At 67.8% G+C, this 15,164-nt stretch carries 16 protein-coding genes; 8 read left to right on the top strand and 8 right to left on the bottom strand.

What is annotated here, in order from left to right:
* The first annotated feature begins 170 nt into the window (after positions 1 to 170).
* From IBJ82_RS12515 to IBJ82_RS12525, 3 genes are all read left to right on the top strand, one after another.
* The gene (locus IBJ82_RS12515; protein WP_194826027.1) at positions 171 to 572 is read left to right on the top strand and encodes a cytidine deaminase; all 402 of its coding nucleotides are present in this window, start codon (positions 171 to 173) and stop codon (positions 570 to 572) included.
* 27 nt (positions 573 to 599) lie between these two features.
* Positions 600 to 1,886, top strand: coding sequence for a thymidine phosphorylase (locus IBJ82_RS12520; protein WP_194826028.1), 1,287 nt, complete (start codon positions 600 to 602; stop codon positions 1,884 to 1,886).
* A 128-nt stretch (positions 1,887 to 2,014) separates the two neighbouring features.
* Positions 2,015 to 3,112, top strand: coding sequence for an adenosine deaminase (locus tag IBJ82_RS12525; RefSeq protein ID WP_194826029.1), 1,098 nt, complete (start codon positions 2,015 to 2,017; stop codon positions 3,110 to 3,112).
* A 50-nt stretch (positions 3,113 to 3,162) separates the two neighbouring features.
* On the opposite strand, the gene IBJ82_RS12530 is transcribed toward IBJ82_RS12525, so the two are convergent.
* From IBJ82_RS12530 to IBJ82_RS12550, 5 genes are read right to left on the bottom strand one after another with little or no spacing between them, the layout of a single operon-like run.
* On the bottom strand, positions 3,163 to 4,401 hold the full coding sequence (locus IBJ82_RS12530) for a primosomal protein (protein ID WP_194826030.1): 1,239 nt from the start codon (positions 4,399 to 4,401) through the stop codon (positions 3,163 to 3,165).
* Between the two features lie 14 nt (positions 4,402 to 4,415).
* Positions 4,416 to 4,775 (bottom strand): YbaB/EbfC family nucleoid-associated protein, encoded by a 360-nt coding sequence (locus IBJ82_RS12535; RefSeq protein ID WP_056818094.1) that lies wholly within the window; start codon positions 4,773 to 4,775, stop codon positions 4,416 to 4,418.
* The gene (locus IBJ82_RS12540) at positions 4,772 to 5,125 is read right to left on the bottom strand and encodes a hypothetical protein (protein ID WP_056818092.1); all 354 of its coding nucleotides are present in this window, start codon (positions 5,123 to 5,125) and stop codon (positions 4,772 to 4,774) included. The genes IBJ82_RS12535 and IBJ82_RS12540 overlap by 4 nt, the downstream gene beginning before the upstream one ends.
* A complete protein-coding gene (locus IBJ82_RS12545; protein ID WP_194826031.1) occupies positions 5,122 to 6,279 on the bottom strand; it encodes a C40 family peptidase in 1,158 nt (385 codons plus the stop codon). The genes IBJ82_RS12540 and IBJ82_RS12545 overlap by 4 nt, the downstream gene beginning before the upstream one ends.
* On the bottom strand, positions 6,276 to 6,605 hold the full coding sequence (locus tag IBJ82_RS12550) for a hypothetical protein (protein ID WP_228536859.1): 330 nt from the start codon (positions 6,603 to 6,605) through the stop codon (positions 6,276 to 6,278). The genes IBJ82_RS12545 and IBJ82_RS12550 overlap by 4 nt, the downstream gene beginning before the upstream one ends.
* A 147-nt stretch (positions 6,606 to 6,752) precedes the next feature.
* Between IBJ82_RS12550 and upp the strand changes: the two genes are divergently transcribed.
* A complete protein-coding gene (gene upp / locus IBJ82_RS12555; RefSeq protein WP_194826032.1) occupies positions 6,753 to 7,376 on the top strand; it encodes a uracil phosphoribosyltransferase in 624 nt (207 codons plus the stop codon).
* A gap of 1 nt (position 7,377) precedes the next feature.
* Here the strand turns inward: upp and IBJ82_RS12560 are convergent, their stop codons facing one another.
* Both IBJ82_RS12560 and IBJ82_RS12565 read right to left on the bottom strand, forming a co-directional pair.
* The gene (locus IBJ82_RS12560) at positions 7,378 to 8,886 is read right to left on the bottom strand and encodes a phospho-sugar mutase (protein WP_194826033.1); all 1,509 of its coding nucleotides are present in this window, start codon (positions 8,884 to 8,886) and stop codon (positions 7,378 to 7,380) included.
* On the bottom strand, positions 8,887 to 9,666 hold the full coding sequence (locus tag IBJ82_RS12565; RefSeq protein WP_194826034.1) for a purine-nucleoside phosphorylase: 780 nt from the start codon (positions 9,664 to 9,666) through the stop codon (positions 8,887 to 8,889).
* Between the two features lie 125 nt (positions 9,667 to 9,791).
* Here IBJ82_RS12565 and IBJ82_RS12570 point away from each other — a divergent pair, with 125 nt between their 5' ends.
* From IBJ82_RS12570 to IBJ82_RS12580, 3 genes are all read left to right on the top strand, one after another.
* A complete protein-coding gene (locus IBJ82_RS12570; RefSeq protein WP_194826035.1) occupies positions 9,792 to 10,493 on the top strand; it encodes an enoyl-CoA hydratase-related protein in 702 nt (233 codons plus the stop codon).
* A 49-nt stretch (positions 10,494 to 10,542) separates the two neighbouring features.
* Positions 10,543 to 11,745, top strand: a complete 1,203-nt coding sequence (locus tag IBJ82_RS12575) for a M20 family metallopeptidase (RefSeq protein WP_194826036.1) — start codon at positions 10,543 to 10,545, stop codon at positions 11,743 to 11,745.
* A 125-nt stretch (positions 11,746 to 11,870) separates the two neighbouring features.
* Complete coding sequence (locus IBJ82_RS12580) at positions 11,871 to 13,037, top strand: M20 family metallopeptidase (RefSeq protein WP_194826249.1); 1,167 nt, start codon at positions 11,871 to 11,873, stop codon at positions 13,035 to 13,037.
* 38 nt (positions 13,038 to 13,075) lie between these two features.
* Here IBJ82_RS12580 and IBJ82_RS12585 read toward each other — a convergent pair whose 3' ends face one another.
* Entirely contained in the window at positions 13,076 to 13,537 is a 462-nt protein-coding gene (locus IBJ82_RS12585; RefSeq protein ID WP_194826037.1) for a gamma-glutamylcyclotransferase, read from the bottom strand.
* 222 nt (positions 13,538 to 13,759) lie between these two features.
* On the opposite strand from IBJ82_RS12585, the gene IBJ82_RS12590 reads away from it, so the two are divergent.
* Positions 13,760 to 15,160 (top strand): NAD(P)H-quinone dehydrogenase, encoded by a 1,401-nt coding sequence (locus IBJ82_RS12590; protein WP_056818075.1) that lies wholly within the window; start codon positions 13,760 to 13,762, stop codon positions 15,158 to 15,160.
* Positions 15,161 to 15,164 lie beyond the last annotated feature (4 nt).

A 15,164-nucleotide genomic window follows, 5' to 3' on the forward strand; every position in this document is an offset into this window, starting at 1 on the left:
ACCTGAACCGATCTTCGCTGAACTCTAATCCCCTCTGTTTCGCGGAACTAATTCGGCGTGCCGCGCGTTGCGCGTAAAACAGGCGAGTTAGGTTTACCTTTCCCAATGCCGAATACTGGTGTTTCGGCCCCTGTTTCCCTGTGTTCGGCGGGATCCGCTGGAGGTTTTCGATGCCCGAAATCGACTGGAATACGTTGCATGACATGGCAATTCGAGCTATGGGGTCGGCGTATGCCCCGTACTCGGGTTTCCCGGTCGGCGCCGCTGCTCTCAGCGCGGATGGCCGAATTGTGAGCGGATGCAATGTGGAAAATGTCTCATATGGGCTAACCCTGTGTGCTGAATGTGTACTCGTCGGTAACTTATTCGTGTCGGGTGGCGGGCGTCTCCTCGCCGTCTCCGTGACCGATTCCCGCGGCGAAATCCTGATGCCGTGTGGGCGCTGTCGTCAGCTGCTGTTCGAACACGGCGGGGGCGAGTTGCTGGTCGATCACGCCGACGGCCCGAAGCCGCTGTCGGAGCTCCTGCCCTATGCCTTCGGACCGGATGACCTGGCAGCCGGACAGCAATAGTCGGATCGCAGTGCCAAACTTGGCAGCATGACGGCACTGGATGCGGTTTCAGTCATTACTACCAAGCGCGACGGCGGAGAGCTGTCCGACGCACAGATCGACTGGGTGGTGGACGCGTTCACCCGGGGGATCGTGGCCGACGAGCAGATGTCGGCGCTGGCCATGGCGATCGTGTGGCGGGGGATGACCCGGCGCGAGACCGCGCGGTGGACGGCGGCGATGATCGGGTCGGGTACCCGGATGGACTTCACCGACCTGCCGCGACCGACCGTCGACAAGCATTCGACCGGTGGGGTCGGCGACAAGATCACCCTCCCGTTGGCTCCGCTGGTGGCCGCGTGCGGGGCGGCGGTGCCGCAGTTGTCGGGGCGTGGGCTCGGGCACACCGGCGGGACGCTGGACAAACTCGAGTCGATCCGCGGCTGGCGGGCCGACGTGACGGTGCCCCGGATGCGCGAGATCCTGGCCGATCCGGCGATCGGCGCGGTGATCTGCGCCGCGGGCGCCGATCTCGCTCCCGCCGACAAGCGGCTCTACGCGCTGCGGGACGTGACCGGCACGGTCGAGTCGATTCCGTTGATCGCGAGTTCGATCATGAGCAAGAAGATCGCCGAGGGGACGGCGGCGCTGGTGCTGGACGTGAAGGTCGGCTCGGGCGCCTTCCTCAAGACGCTCGACGGCGCTCGTGAACTCGCCACCGCGATGGTCGAGCTCGGACGTGATGCGGGTGTGAAGACCGTCGCGCTGCTCACCGCGATGGATACACCGCTCGGGCGCACTGCGGGCAATGCGCTGGAAGTGGCCGAGTCGGTGGAGGTTCTCGCAGGTGGGGGGCCTGCGGATGTGGTCGAGCTGACGTTGACGCTGGCGCGGGAGATGGTCGCGCAGGCGGGGCTGCGGATCGATCCCGCCGATGTTCTCGCTGACGGTCGGGCGATGGATCACTGGCGCGCGATGATTCAGGCGCAGGGTGGGGACCCGGATGCGCCGTTGCCGGTCGCGCGGCACAGCGAGATCGTGCGGGCGGAATCGAGCGGGGTGCTGACTCGGCTCGATGCGATGGGGGTGGGGGTCGCTGCGTGGCGGCTCGGTGCGGGGCGTGCTCGGCAAGGGGAGAAGGTGCAGGCGGGGGCCGGCATCGAGATGCATGCCAAACCTGGGGATTCGGTGGTGGCGGGGCAGCCGTTGTTGACGCTGCACACCGATACGCCGAAGGCGTTCGCCGGCGCTTCGGCTGCTCTCGCCGATGCTGTGACGATCGTTTCCGCGCCCGACGGGAAGCCAGGGGAGTTGGTGCTCGGGCGGATCGAGTGAGTGCGAGCCTCGGGGTTCGCGCACGCCGGATGGCCCGCAATAGTCCTTTGCGGGACGGATAATCAACGAGACGGTTGCCACGTGGGGACTTCGCTGCCGGGATCGGCGCGGGCCGCTACCGTCTATACATGACTGGACCGGCGCCCCTTGACCTTGCTTCGATCCGACGCGCACCGAAGGCCTTGCTGCACGATCACCTCGACGGTGGTCTGCGGCCCTCGACGGTGCTAGAGCTGGCCGCTGACTGCGGCTATGACGAATTACCCGCTTCCGATGCCGAGAGTCTGGGGGCGTGGTTCCGCGACGCCGCCGACAGTGGGTCGCTGGAGCGGTATCTGGAGACGTTCGCGCACACGGTCGCGGTGATGCAGACCCCGGAGGGGCTGCGCCGGGTGGCGCGGGAGTGCGCCATCGACCTCGCGGCCGACGGGGTCGTCTACGCGGAGGTGCGGTTCGCGCCCGAGCAGCATCTGGAGAAGGGCCTCACGCTCGACGAGGTCGTCGAACACACGCTCGCGGGATTCCGGGAGGGCGAGGCGATCGCGGCGGAGCAGGGCAATGTCATTCGGGTGACGTGTCTGCTCACGGCGATGCGGCACGCGGCCAGGTCGCGCGAGATCGCGGAGCTCACCGTCCGATTCCGCGACAGCGGCGTCGGCGGGTTCGATATCGCGGGCGCCGAGGCGGGATTCCCTCCCACCCGGCACCTGGACGCTTTCGAGTATCTGCGAGCCAACCACGCGCACTTCACGATTCACGCGGGTGAGGCGTTCGGCTTGCCGTCGATTCACGAGGCGCTCGCCTTCTGCGGCTGTGATCGGCTCGGCCACGGAGTGCGGATCACCGACGACATCAGCGTCCCCGGCGACATCGAGGACGCGCAGCTCGGCCTGGTCGCGAACTATGTGCGCGATATGCGGGTGCCGCTGGAACTGTGCCCCTCGTCGAATGTGCAGACCGGCGCGGTGCCCTCGCTGGACAAGCATCCGTTCGACCTGCTCGCCCGCCTGCGCTTCCGGGTCACCGTCAACACCGACAACCGCCTGATGAGCGACACCTCCATGAGCGAGGAGATGCGCAAGCTGGTCGACACCTTCGGCTACGGCTGGAGCGACCTGGAACGCTTCACCATCAACGCCATGAAGTCGGCCTTCATCCCGTTCCCGGACCGGCTGAAGATCATCGACGAAGTGATCAAGCCCGGTTACGCGGTACTGCTCGGTTGACATGGATCAGGGGTGGCACCGCATCGGCGCCACCCCTGATCTGTCGAGAACTATTCGCTGACGAGGCGCGCTTCGAACGCACGCTGCAGGTCGCGGAACTGCTGGGCCTCCGACGCGTACGGCGGGTTCGGCGCCATCCGGTTCGGATCCGGGTTGAGCAGGTACGAGACGTACCAGCCGAGCGGATTCGACTGCGCGAGAGCGGTTTCCACGCTGTCGTCGTCGGCGTAGTCGGCGGCGTCGCTGAACAGTTCGACCGCGAGATCGAGCTGTTCGATGTCGACCGCCTCCGGCCCCTCGGCCAGATCGTCGACCAGACCGGTGAGCACGTAGACGTTCTCGTCGGTCACCTCGACCTCGAGCGAACCGTCCACCGCGGCGGTCTGCACCTCGGCGAAGGTCGACACCCGGGCCAGCTCGTGCTCGTGATCGTCGGCCAGGTAGCGGGCCAGTGCGCGCTCGGAACCGAAGACGGTGATGCTGCGGCCGTCACCGAGGAAGATCGGCTCGTCGTCGAGGTAGCAACGCAGGGTGAACTGCTCGCCGTCGGAGGTGACGATCTTGACGGGGTCGATGCCGACCTCGTCCCAGAAGGACTCCTCTTCGTCGTCGTCGGTGGCGGTGAGGTCGACGTTCTCGAACTCTTCCTCCTCCTCGGCGACATCGTCGGCGTCGACCTCGTTCTCCTCGGCCGCCAGCAGCTCGGCCTCGGCGACGGCGACCGCGGCCGCGTCGACCTCGGGGGTGCTCACGACGCCGTCGATCGCGTCGAGCACGTTGTCCCAGCCCTTGACGATCGCGGCACCGACCTGGTCCCACAGCTCCTCGCCGTCGCGGCCGACGAACGTGCTCGCCCCGCTGGCCAGTGCGCCGAGCACCGGGTTGTTGCCGAAGAACTTGGTCACCACGTCGAGCTCGCACACCTCGGCGATATTGCGCACCATCGCCAGGGTGTCTTCGAGCTCGCCGATGACGTCGACGTCCGGTTCGCCCGCGGCCAGTTCCGGCACGGACACCAGATCGAAGCTGAAGTTCTCCTCCGGCTCCAGCTCAGCGGCCGAAAGACCGACGATGACCGCCCAGGACGGGTGGTCGACGAGGTCGTTGTCGGAGTTGGTGCGGATGAACGCCGCCAGCTCCGCAACGGACTCGAATCCGTAGAGGTCGTCCTCGTGACCGAGGAACGCCTCCCACTCGTCGTCACCGTCGCGCCAGCGCGGTGCCCACAGGGTGACGAGATCGCCATCGGTCAGACCGAGCTCGATCGGGACGATGTCTCCAGAAGCCATGACGCGAAGCCTAGCTAGCTCGAGCGCCGGGCACTATCCGGCCCGGGTGCTAATTGCCCGTCGGGCTGTGCACTCGGTCCGGTGAGCGATTCGTTCAGTGTCGCAATGATGTTGGAACGTGCCTCACCGGCGGTCTCGGTGGCCTGTTTGCAGGCGGCCAGGATGAGCGCGGCGGCCTCGGTGGGCGCCAGCGTGGTGATGCCTTCGTCCAGTGTCAGGGCAACGAGGGCGCCCTCGCTGTTCACCTCGGCGGTGACCAGTCCGTCCTCGGTGGTGAAACGACCGTTGACCTGCTTCAACCCGTACAGCGCCGCTTCGAGCGCCTCGAGCTTTCCGGTGACGCCCGCGACCAGGGCGTCCATTTCCGCACTCACAGTGGCCTCATCCAACTCGTCTGACCGGTGTCGGCGTCATCGATGCGATCGAGCTCGTCGACCGCCTGACGCCGGGTGGGCAGGTTCATCTTGTCGAGCAGTTCATCGGGGATCTGCGCCTGCTCGCTGTAGACCTCGCGAAGGCGGGCGGCGGCGGCGATGGTCGAGCGCCGGGTCAGGCGCAGGATCTCGTCGGCCAGCGCCTGGGCGCCGAACTGGTATTCGCTGCGCTCGAACTTGATCGCGATCGGCAGACCCATGCTGGTCGCGCGGACCGAGATCGTGCCCGACCGGTTGGTGCTGACCGCGGACTCCACATTGGGCACCTCGGGGATCGGCGTGCCGCTCATTCGGTGGGCCTGTAGAAGCCGTAGAACTCCATGCCACTGTTCTCCGTTCGGATGGAACTGATCGAAACCGGATCGCCCGCCTCGACGAGCTGCCCGTTGCCGACGACCATGGCGACATGGCCGTCCCACACGGCCAGATCGCCCGGCATCAGGTCACCGGGGGATACCTGAGGATTGCCGACGTGCTGTTCCTGCGCCAGCCGCGGCAGTTCGACCCCGGCCTCGCCGTAGGCGTACTTGGTGAGCCCGCTGCAGTCGATGCCCGCTTGAGGGTCGTTGCCGCCCCACACGTAGGGGGTGCCGACCGCGCCGATGGCGGAGCGGACCGCGGTCGCGGCTTTCTCGTTGGGCGCCTCGACCGTGCTGCCGTCGGGCAGGGTGATCTTGACGCCGGTGCCGTCGGTCGACGAACCGGCGGATGACCCCGTCGATCCGCCGGTCGATCCGCCCGTGCCCGCGCCCGTGCCGCCGGTGGTGGTCGACTTCGAGCTGCTGCTGCTGTTGCTGCCGCCCATCGCCGTCGACAGACCCGAGCCCATGGCACTGAGCACCGTGCTGCCGGTACTCGCCGCGGTCGAGAGCAGACCGGAACTCGACGCCGAGGACACGAGGTTGCTCGCGCCGGACGAGACGCTCGCCAGCGACGTGCTCGACGGTGCGGGGGTGAGTTCCTGGATCGCGGCGGTCTGGGTGCCCATTTCGTCCTGCACCCGGCCGACCACGCCCATGCCCTGACCGATGTGGTCGATCGCCGAGCTCACCACGGCGGTCAGACCGGCTGGTGTGCCGAGGGTGGGGCTGAGCGCGGACACCTGGGACAGGAACGAGTTGACGATCCCGTCGAGCTCTTTCTGCCCGGTCTGCACATAGGCGGCGGCCTGGTCGACAACGGTCGCCATCTCGGTGCCGTTGTCGGACAGGGTGGCAGAGGACGTCTGCACGCGCAGCGCCTTGGACGTGGCCGCGTCGACGGCCTGGCCATCCCACGCGGTGTTCACGTTGTTGATGCTGTAGCGACCCTGTTGATAGATCTGGTCGAGGTTGGTCGAGGTCGAGCGCAAGCCGTCGGAGGCGCCGCCGGTGCCGAGCACGCCGGTGCCGAAGCTCGACAGCAGATCGAGGAGGGGCTGAGCCAGTCCGGTGAGGTCGATCATGCGTCGGTACCGATATCGCCTGCGGTGGCGGTGATCCCGGCCGCGTTGTTCAGATCGGTCTCGACAAGAGTTGTCGCGGCGCTGGCGGTGGCCAGCCCCATGCTTCCCATGACCGCGGACAGCTGGGCGATCGACGCCACGTGACCAGCGTGCGCGGCGGAGTAGGCGGCGGTGAAATCGCCGCCGATGAGTCCCATGATGGGGCCGAGCAGAGTGGGGTCGGAGGCAACCGAACCAGCCGCCGCAGTGGCCAGTTCCGTGGCCATCACCTCAGCAGCCGCGCTGTACGCGACGATGCCCTCGGCATCGGCTGACATTTTCGTCATCGAACTTCCCCCAATCCTCGAGTTCCCGGGCAGAGTACGTCACTCAGTATCTTGGACGCACCGACTCCGCATTCGGTTCCCTCGACCGCGAAAATATTTCCCCAGCGGTCGTAGGCGCGAAGCGCCAAGCGACCCTATCGTCTTTTCATGCGCACCGACACCGTCGACCATCCACTCGCCGCAACCCTGCTCAGCACCATGCGGGACGCCCGTACCGACAACGCGACCTTCCGCAATGCTCTGGCCGATCTCACCGGCATCCTCATCTACGAGGCGCTGCGCGACGCGCCGGTGGTGCGCGAACCGATCGACACGCCGGTCGCGGTCACCGACGGCGTCCGATTGGCATCGCCGCCGCTGCTGGTGCCGGTGTTGCGGGCCGGCCTCGGCATGGTCTACGCCGCAGCCGAACTCGTCCCGCAAGCCCGCGTCGGTTTTGTCGGCATCGCCCGCGACGAGCAGACCCACGAGCCGGTGCCGTACCTCGAGTCGCTGCCCGCCGACCTCACCGGCCTGCCCGTCTTCGTCCTGGACCCGATGCTGGCCACCGGCGGCTCCATGCGCCACACCATCGAACTCCTCGTCGCCCGCGGCGCCACCGACATCACCGCCATCTGCGTCGTCTCGGCCCCCGAAGGTGTTGCCGCCCTCGCGGCCTCGGGCCTACCGGTCCGCCTGGTCACCGCCGCCGTCGACGAGAAACTCAACGAGAACGCCTACATCGTCCCCGGCCTCGGCGACGCGGGCGACCGCCAGTTCGGCCCACGCTGAACTATTCGTTGCCCCCTGCCAGCGACTGGCAGAACGTGGCGAGCTGAGAGAGTCGCTGTGCGGCAGACTCTCTCGCGTTGTTCAGCTCGTCCGGAGCGGCCACCGGGGCGAAAACCTCCAGGTAGCACTTGAGTTTCGGTTCGGTACCCGATGGTCGGACGACGATCCGGAAGTCGTCGGCGTCGAAGATCAGTGCGTCGGTGCGCAGTCGGCCGCGTACCTGCGCCTGGTCGGTGAATTTCACCGGGGTGCCTGCGATTTCGCTGGGTGGGTTCGCGCGCAGGGCGGCGACCAGCACGGTCGCGGTGGCCTGGTCGGGTAGGCGCAGCGAGACCTGGCCGCCCGCGTGCAGGCCGAATTCGGCAGCGTAGGAGTCGAGTTCGCCCTGCAGCGTCTTGCCATGAGCTTTCAGCAGGGCGACGAGGTCGGCGGCGGCCACCGCGGCGGAGATGCCGTCCTTGTCGCGGACTTTCGAGGGGTCGACACAGTGTCCGATGGCTTCCTCGTAGGCGTAGACGAGTCCGTCGCCCGCCCTGGCCAGCCATTTGAAGCCGGTGAGGGTCTCGGCGTAGCGAGCCGAACGCGCGGCGGCCAGCTTCGAAAGCAGTCGCGAGGACACGATGGTCGTGGCGACCAGCGGATCGGTGGGACGCGTACGCAGCACGTAATCGGCCAGCAGCACGCCGGTTTCGTCACCGCGCAACATGTGCCAACCGTTCGGTCCGGGCACGCCGAGCGCGCAACGATCGGCATCGGGATCGAGCGCGATCGCCACGTCGGCCTCGATCCGCTCGGCCAGCGCGAGCAGCAGATCGGCAGCGCCCGGCTCTTCCGGATTGGGGAAGGCGACGGTGGGGAAGTCGGGGTCGGGGGCGAACTGCTCCTCGACCACATGCACGTCGGGGAACCCCGCCGCGGCCAGCGCGCGCACCGCGACCTCGCCGCCGACACCGTGCAGCGCGGTGAGTGCGATCCGCACACTCGCCCGTTCGCCGGGACCGCCGAGCAGGCCGGGCAGTTCCGCGACGCGCGCGAGATAGCGATCGACCAGGTCCGCCCCGGAAACCGAAACAGTCTCCCGCGCAATAGGTTCGACAACCGCCTCGATGTGCTTCTCGATCTCGCTGTCGGCGGGCGCGATCAACTGCGACCCGCCGTCGAGATACACCTTGTAACCGTTGTCGGCGGGCGGATTGTGCGAGGCGGTGATCTGCACTCCCGCCACCGCACCCAGCTCGCGCACCGCGAACGCCACCACCGGAGTCGGCACCGGATCCGGCAGCACTGTCACGGGAAAGCCTGCGGCAGTGAAGATCTCAGCGGTCGCCGTGGCGAACTCGGCCGACCCGTGCCGCGCGTCCCGTCCGACCACGACGGCCCCGCCGCCGAGGCACCGCTCACGCAGCCAGTCGGCCAGCCCGGCCGTAGCCCGCGACACGGTCGTCACGTTCATACCGTCCGGGCCCTCGCGCAGCGGTCCACGCAGGCCTGCGGTCCCGAAACGCAGCATCTACACGCGCTCCAGAATGCCGCGCAGCAGCTTGCCCAACCGGGGCGCCGCGGCCTGCCCTTCGGCCAGCACCTCCGCGTGCGAAAGATGTTCCCCGGTCACGCCCGCGGCCAGATTGGTCACCAGCGAGATGCCGAGCACCTTCGCGCCGAGCGAACGCGCCTCGATCGCCTCCAGCACCGTCGACATGCCGACCAGATCGGCGCCGATGGTCGCGAGCATGCGGATCTCGGCAGGCGTCTCGTACTGCGGACCGATGAGCCCGGCGTACACGCCTTCGGTCAGACTCGGGTCGATTTCCCTTGTCAGCGCCCGCAATTCGGGATCCCAGGCGTCGATCAGGTCGACGAATCGCGCACCGACCAACGGGGTGCGCGCGGTGAGGTTGATGTGATCGGCGATCAGCACCGGCTCACCCACCTGTAGCCCGGCCCTCAGCCCGCCCGCGGCGTTGGTGAGCAGCACGATCTCAGCGCCCGCCGCGATCGCCGCGGTCACCGGATGCACCACCTGCTGGGGCGTATAGCCCTCGTACAGGTGCTGACGACCCATCAGCAGCAGCACGTCGTTGTCGTTCACGGTGACCGAATGCACCATGCCCCCGTGCCCCTGCGCACTGGGTTTGCCGAAGCCGGGTAACTCCGTCATCGGGATCGAGGCATGCGGCGCGCCGATCTCGGCTGCTGCCTCCTGCCACCCCGATCCCAGCACCACGGCCACGCGATGACGCGGCACTCCCGTACGTTCGGCAATCGCCGCAGCGGCCTGTTCGGCAGTCATGAAGGGAGTCTAAGCCGCGTGGGCGGTGGGTGTCCCCGGCCTGAGCGGCAGTGGCGCCACGATGCGGTCCGCACGAGTCGTACCCGCGAGTAGGTACGCCGTCCGTCGCGGTTTATTCTCCCTGCATGCCGTATTTGGAGCGCTCTGGTGATGTTTTCGTCCTGTACCTCGGCAACGAGGGTGAGACAGACAACGAGAACCGTTTCTCGCCGGACTGGATCGATGCCTTCCATGCCGCACTCGACAAGGTCGAGGCGTCCGAGGGTGCTGCCGCACTGGTCACCGTCGCGACCGGCAAGTACTACAGCAACGGCCTCGACACCGATTACGTCTTCGGCAACCTCGACAAGATCCACGGCTACCTCGACCGGGTGCACTCCCTCTACACCCGCCTGCTGACCTTCCCCATGCCGACGATCGCCGCGGTCAACGGCCACGCGTTCGGCGCGGGCGCCATGCTGGCCACCTCGCACGACTTCCGCGTGATGCGCGGTGACCGCGGCTTCTGGTCGCTGCCCGAGGTACACCTGGGAATGCCGTTCACCATCGGCATGAACGGCTTGCTGAAGGGTCGCCTGAGCAACCAGGTGTGTGTCCAGGCGATGACCACCGGCCACCGCTTCAGCGCCGACGAGGCCATCGCCGCGGGCATCGTCGATACCAAGGCCGACGCCGACGAGGTGCTGCCCGCCGCGATCGCTCGCGCCGCCGCGCTCACCGGCCTGCGCAAGCCGATCGCCCCGATCATCAAGGCCGCGCTGCACGCCGAGACCCTCGCCGCGCTGGCCACCCCCGTTACTCCGGAGAATCTTCCCTTCGGCAACTGACCCCGCTCGCCGGTGCGCCGCTGTCGGGCACTGATGCAAGACTGGGGGTATGGCACCCTCGCGCACCGGCGAACTCACAGCCACCGCCTCCGACGCCGCGATTAGGGCTGCCTCGGACGAGCTGATCGGGCTCTCGCACGCGATCCACGCCGAACCCGAGCTGGCCTTCGCCGAAACGCGTAGCGTCGCCAAGGTCCTCGCGCCGCTGGTCGAGCGCGGATTCGCGGTCACGACGAACGTCGCCGGGCTGTCGACGGCCTTTCGCGCCGTGTACGGCAGCGGCCCGCTGACGGTCGGTATCTGCGCCGAGTACGACGCGCTGCCTGAGATCGGGCACGCGTGCGGGCACAACATCATCGCCGCGTCCGCCGTCGGCGCCGCCATCGGACTGGCCGCCGTGGCCGACGCGCTCGGCCTGACCGTGGTCGTGCTCGGCACGCCCGCGGAGGAGAGCGGTGGCGGCAAGGTACTGATGCTGGAAGCGGGCGCCTTCGACGACATCGCGATGGCGATGATGGTCCACCCCGGCCCCCTCGATATCGTCGGCGCGCGTTCGCTGGCGCTGGCCGACCTCGCCATCGTCTTCCACGGCCGCGAGGCCCATGCCAGCGCGGCGCCCGAACTGGGCCGCAACGCGGGCGACGCGGTGACCCTGACCCAGGTAGCTGTCGGCTTGCTACGCCAGCATCTGCGGCCCGGTCAACAGCTGCACGGTATAGTGTCCGACGGTGGCGTAGCCCCCAACATCGTGCCCGGACGTGCGGAGTTGCTGTACTACCTCCGCGCGGCCGATTCCGACTCCCTCGACGACCTGATGCGCCGAGCGAAGGCGTGTTTCGAAGCGGGCGCCCTGGCAACCGGCTGCACCCACGACATACGGACGCTCGCGCCCACCTATACCGAGCTCACCCCCGACCCGGTTCTCTCCGCTGCCTACCGCGCGCAGATCACCGGGCTGGGACGGACGCCGATCGCGCCCGAGCTCGAGGTGCTGCGACCGCTCGGGAGCACCGACATGGGCAACGTCACCAACGTCATTCCCGGTATCCACCCGGTGATCGGCATCGACGCGGGTGGTGCGGCGACCCATCAACCCGCGTTCGCCGCCGCCGCGGTGAACGCCTCGGCGGACCGGGCGGTGCTCGACGGCGCGCTCGCGTTGGCACGTACCGCTGTCGCCGTGGCAGGCGATGAAGTACACAGGGACAGGTTGTTGCAACGGCTGATCGAACGACAGGAGGATATTCGGTGACCATTTCCGGCCATCCGGGCACCGCACGCGCAGGCTCCGACGCGCTATCGATGGGTGTGGGAACCCAGTCGATGGCACGCGAGACCGCAGCGTGTCCGACCACGCCGGACACCGAACCAACTCTGATGTCGGGAACCGAGATCGTTGACGCATGGCTGGCCGAGCACACCGGTGACCTGGTGCAATGGCGCAGGCACATCCACGCCAACCCCGAGTTGTCCCGGGCGGAGTTCGCCACCACCGAGTTCGTCTCGGGCTGGCTCACCAAGGCCGGATTGAGCTGGGAAGTGCTGCCGGGCGGCACCGGCTTGATCTGCGACTTCGGCCCCACCGATCGTCCGCGCATCGCCTTGCGCGCCGATATGGACGCGCTGCCGATGCAGGAATTCACCGGTCTGACCTTCGCCTCGACGGTGCCCGGTGTGTCGCACGCCTGCGGGCACGACGCGCACACCACGGTGCTGCTCGGTGCCGGGCTCGCGCTGGCCGAGGCTCAGGACACGTTGCCGGTCGGGGTGCGGTTGGTGTTCCAGCCTGCCGAGGAAGTGATGCCAGGTGGTGCGCTCGATGTGGTCGCGGCCGGCGGGATGACCGGGGTCGATCGGATCTTCGCCCTGCACTGTGATCCACGTTTGGAGGTCGGCAAGGTCGGCGTGCGAACCGGAGCCATCACGTCGGCGGCCGATACTGTCGAGTTGGTGCTCGATTCGCCGGGTGGGCATACGTCGCGGCCGCATCTGACCAGCGACTTGGTCTACGCGATCGGAACTGTCATCACGGGTCTGCCCGGATTGCTGAGCCGACGCGTCGATCCTCGAACCAGCACGATCATGGTCTGGGGTGCGGTGAGTGCGGGCAAGGCGCCGAATGCGATTCCGCAGACGGGCATGCTCACGGGCACCGTGCGCACCGGCGATCACGCCACCTGGCTGCTGCTGGAGCCGCTGGTCCGCGAGATCGTCGACGGCTTGCTCGCGCCGACCGGTGTGCGCTACCAGCTCAACTACAAGCGCGGTGTGCCGCCGGTGGTCAACGACCCGACTTCGGCATCGATGTTCGAGAACGCGATCTCGGGAGTGGGCGAGGACGCCCTGGCCGACACCAAGCAGTCGGGCGGCGGCGAGGACTTCTCCTGGTACCTGGAGGAAGTGCCCGGCGCCATGGCCCGGCTGGGTGTCTGGTCCGGCGTCGGCGAGCAGTTGGATCTGCACCAGCCGACGTTCGACATCGACGAGCGCGCGTTGGCGGTCGGCGTGCGAACCCTGACGAACATCATCCTGCAAGCACACTGAGCGGTCCCGCGCCGGTCACGTGACCGGCGCGGGACCGCTCAGGCTCCGGGTCCGACGTTCTTGCTGTTGCGGGTACGCAAGGAGTGGACGTAGTCCTCTGGTGCGCCTGCTTTTTCGGCTGCGTCGGCGATGACGCCGATGTAGCGGGCCGAGGGCAGGCCGCCTTCGTAGGCGTCGAGGACGTAGAGCCAGGCCAGGCGGGACTCGCCCTGGGTGCCGGTGACTCGGATTCGGATCTTCTTGTGGATACCGAAGTCGGAGCCCTCCCAGCGGTCGAGGCTGTCCTCGTCCTCTGGGGAGACGTCGTAGAGCACGACGAATACCCGCGAGCCGGGGTCCTCGACGACGGTGGCCAACGGCCCTTCCCAGCCGATGTCGTCACCGGCGAAGGTCAGCCGCCAACCCTCCAGCCACCCGGTCCCGGACATGGGCGAATGCGGGCAGCGTTCCAGCATCTGCGTCGAGTCCATGTTGGACCCGTAGGCGGCATAGATCGGCACCATGGAACTGTAGCCAATAACCACGGGGGAATTCCCGTCTCCCTCCCAGATCGGCTGACCGTCACACTTGCCGGTGGCACAGAACACGGCGCGGAACACGCGCACCGTTGTTCACCGATCCGACCCGTCCATGTCACATCGCACCTGAAATGATGAGTCGACAGCACGGACGAGCCCTCACAAGGGGCAGGTCCGATCAGGCGAGCACAAGGAGCGTGACTGGTGGCACGGATTGCGATCATCGGTGGTGGACCGGCCGGATACGAGGCGGCACTGGTAGCCGCCCAGCACGGGGCCACGGTGACCCTGGTGGACGCCGACGGTATCGGTGGCGCCTGTGTGCTGTGGGATTGCGTGCCGTCGAAAACCTTCATCGCCTCGACGGGTCTGCGCACCGATCTGCGTCGCGCGCGCGACCTCGGCATCAATATCGATGCCGACCAGGCGAAGGTGCACCTGCCCGAGGTGAACGCGCGCGTCAAGGCGCTCGCCTTGGCGCAGTCCTCCGATATCCGCGCCAAGTTGCAGGCCGCGGGTGTGCAACTACTTCCCGGCTACGGCGAATTGGTCGGGCCCGCACCGGGTTTGGCGCATCGCGTGCGCGCGAACCTGGTCGACGGCGGCTCCGAGGAGTTCGAGGCCGAGGTCGTGCTGATCGCGACCGGCGCGAGCCCGCGAGTACTCCAGGGCGCCGAGCCCGACGGTGAGCGGATCCTGAACTGGCGTCAGCTCTACGACCTGCCGGAACTGCCGGAGACGCTGGTCGTCGTCGGATCCGGTGTCACCGGCGCCGAATTCGTGTCCGCGTACACCGAGATGGGTGTGCGGGTGAAGCTCGTGTCGAGCCGTGACCGCGTGCTGCCCGGCGAGGACGCCGACGCGGCCCTCGTGCTGGAGGAAGCCCTCGCCGAACGTGGCGTCGAGCTGGTCAAGCACGCCCGCGCCGACGCCGTGGAACGCACCGCCGAAGGCATCGTGGTGAAGCTGTCCGACGGCCGCACCGTCACCGGCTCGCACGCGCTGATGACCGTCGGCTCCACCCCGAACACCCAGAACCTGGGCTTGGATCGGGTCGGGATCGAACTCGATCGCGGTGGATACCTTCGCGTCGACCGGGTTTCGCGGACCTCGGTGCCCGGCATCTATGCCGCGGGCGACTGCACGGGTCTGCTGCCGCTGGCTTCGGTGGCCGCCATGCAGGGGCGGATCGCGATGTATCACGCGCTCGGCGAGGGCGTGAGCCCGATCAGGTTGAAGACGGTGGCCTCGGCGGTGTTCACCCGCCCGGAGATCGCGACCGTCGGCGTGAGCCAGACCGCCATCGACAACGGTGAAGTCCCCGCGCGCACGGTGATGCTGCCGCTCAACACCAATCCGCGCGCGAAGATGTCGGGGCTGCGGCGCGGCTTCGTCAAGATCTTCTGCCGCCCGGCCACCGGTGTGGTGATCGGCGGTGTGGTGGTCGCGCCGATCGCCTCGGAGCTGATCCTGCCGATCGCGCTGGCGGTGCAGAACAATCTGACGGTCACCGACCTGGCGCAGACCTTCTCGGTGTATCCCTCACTTACCGGTTCGCTCACCGAAGCCGGACGTTTGCTGATGCGTCACGACGACCTCGACTGAGCCC

The organism is Nocardia sp. XZ_19_231 (genome assembly GCF_015355705.1).
Classification (GTDB): domain Bacteria; phylum Actinomycetota; class Actinomycetes; order Mycobacteriales; family Mycobacteriaceae; genus Nocardia; species Nocardia salmonicida.

Coding starts and splice junctions, on each gene's coding strand:
- IBJ82_RS12515 (WP_194826027.1), top strand. CDS start 171: ATGCCCGAAATCGACTGGAATACGTTGCATGACATGGCAATTCGAGCT.
- IBJ82_RS12520 (WP_194826028.1), top strand. CDS start 600: ATGACGGCACTGGATGCGGTTTCAGTCATTACTACCAAGCGCGACGGC.
- IBJ82_RS12525 (WP_194826029.1), top strand. CDS start 2,015: ATGACTGGACCGGCGCCCCTTGACCTTGCTTCGATCCGACGCGCACCG.
- IBJ82_RS12530 (WP_194826030.1), bottom strand. CDS start 4,401: ATGGCTTCTGGAGACATCGTCCCGATCGAGCTCGGTCTGACCGATGGC.
- IBJ82_RS12540 (WP_056818092.1), bottom strand. CDS start 5,125: ATGAGCGGCACGCCGATCCCCGAGGTGCCCAATGTGGAGTCCGCGGTC.
- IBJ82_RS12545 (WP_194826031.1), bottom strand. CDS start 6,279: ATGATCGACCTCACCGGACTGGCTCAGCCCCTCCTCGATCTGCTGTCG.
- IBJ82_RS12550 (WP_228536859.1), bottom strand. CDS start 6,605: ATGACGAAAATGTCAGCCGATGCCGAGGGCATCGTCGCGTACAGCGCG.
- upp (WP_194826032.1), top strand. CDS start 6,753: ATGCGCACCGACACCGTCGACCATCCACTCGCCGCAACCCTGCTCAGC.
- IBJ82_RS12560 (WP_194826033.1), bottom strand. CDS start 8,886: ATGCTGCGTTTCGGGACCGCAGGCCTGCGTGGACCGCTGCGCGAGGGC.
- IBJ82_RS12565 (WP_194826034.1), bottom strand. CDS start 9,666: ATGACTGCCGAACAGGCCGCTGCGGCGATTGCCGAACGTACGGGAGTG.
- IBJ82_RS12570 (WP_194826035.1), top strand. CDS start 9,792: ATGCCGTATTTGGAGCGCTCTGGTGATGTTTTCGTCCTGTACCTCGGC.
- IBJ82_RS12575 (WP_194826036.1), top strand. CDS start 10,543: ATGGCACCCTCGCGCACCGGCGAACTCACAGCCACCGCCTCCGACGCC.
- IBJ82_RS12580 (WP_194826249.1), top strand. CDS start 11,871: ATGTCGGGAACCGAGATCGTTGACGCATGGCTGGCCGAGCACACCGGT.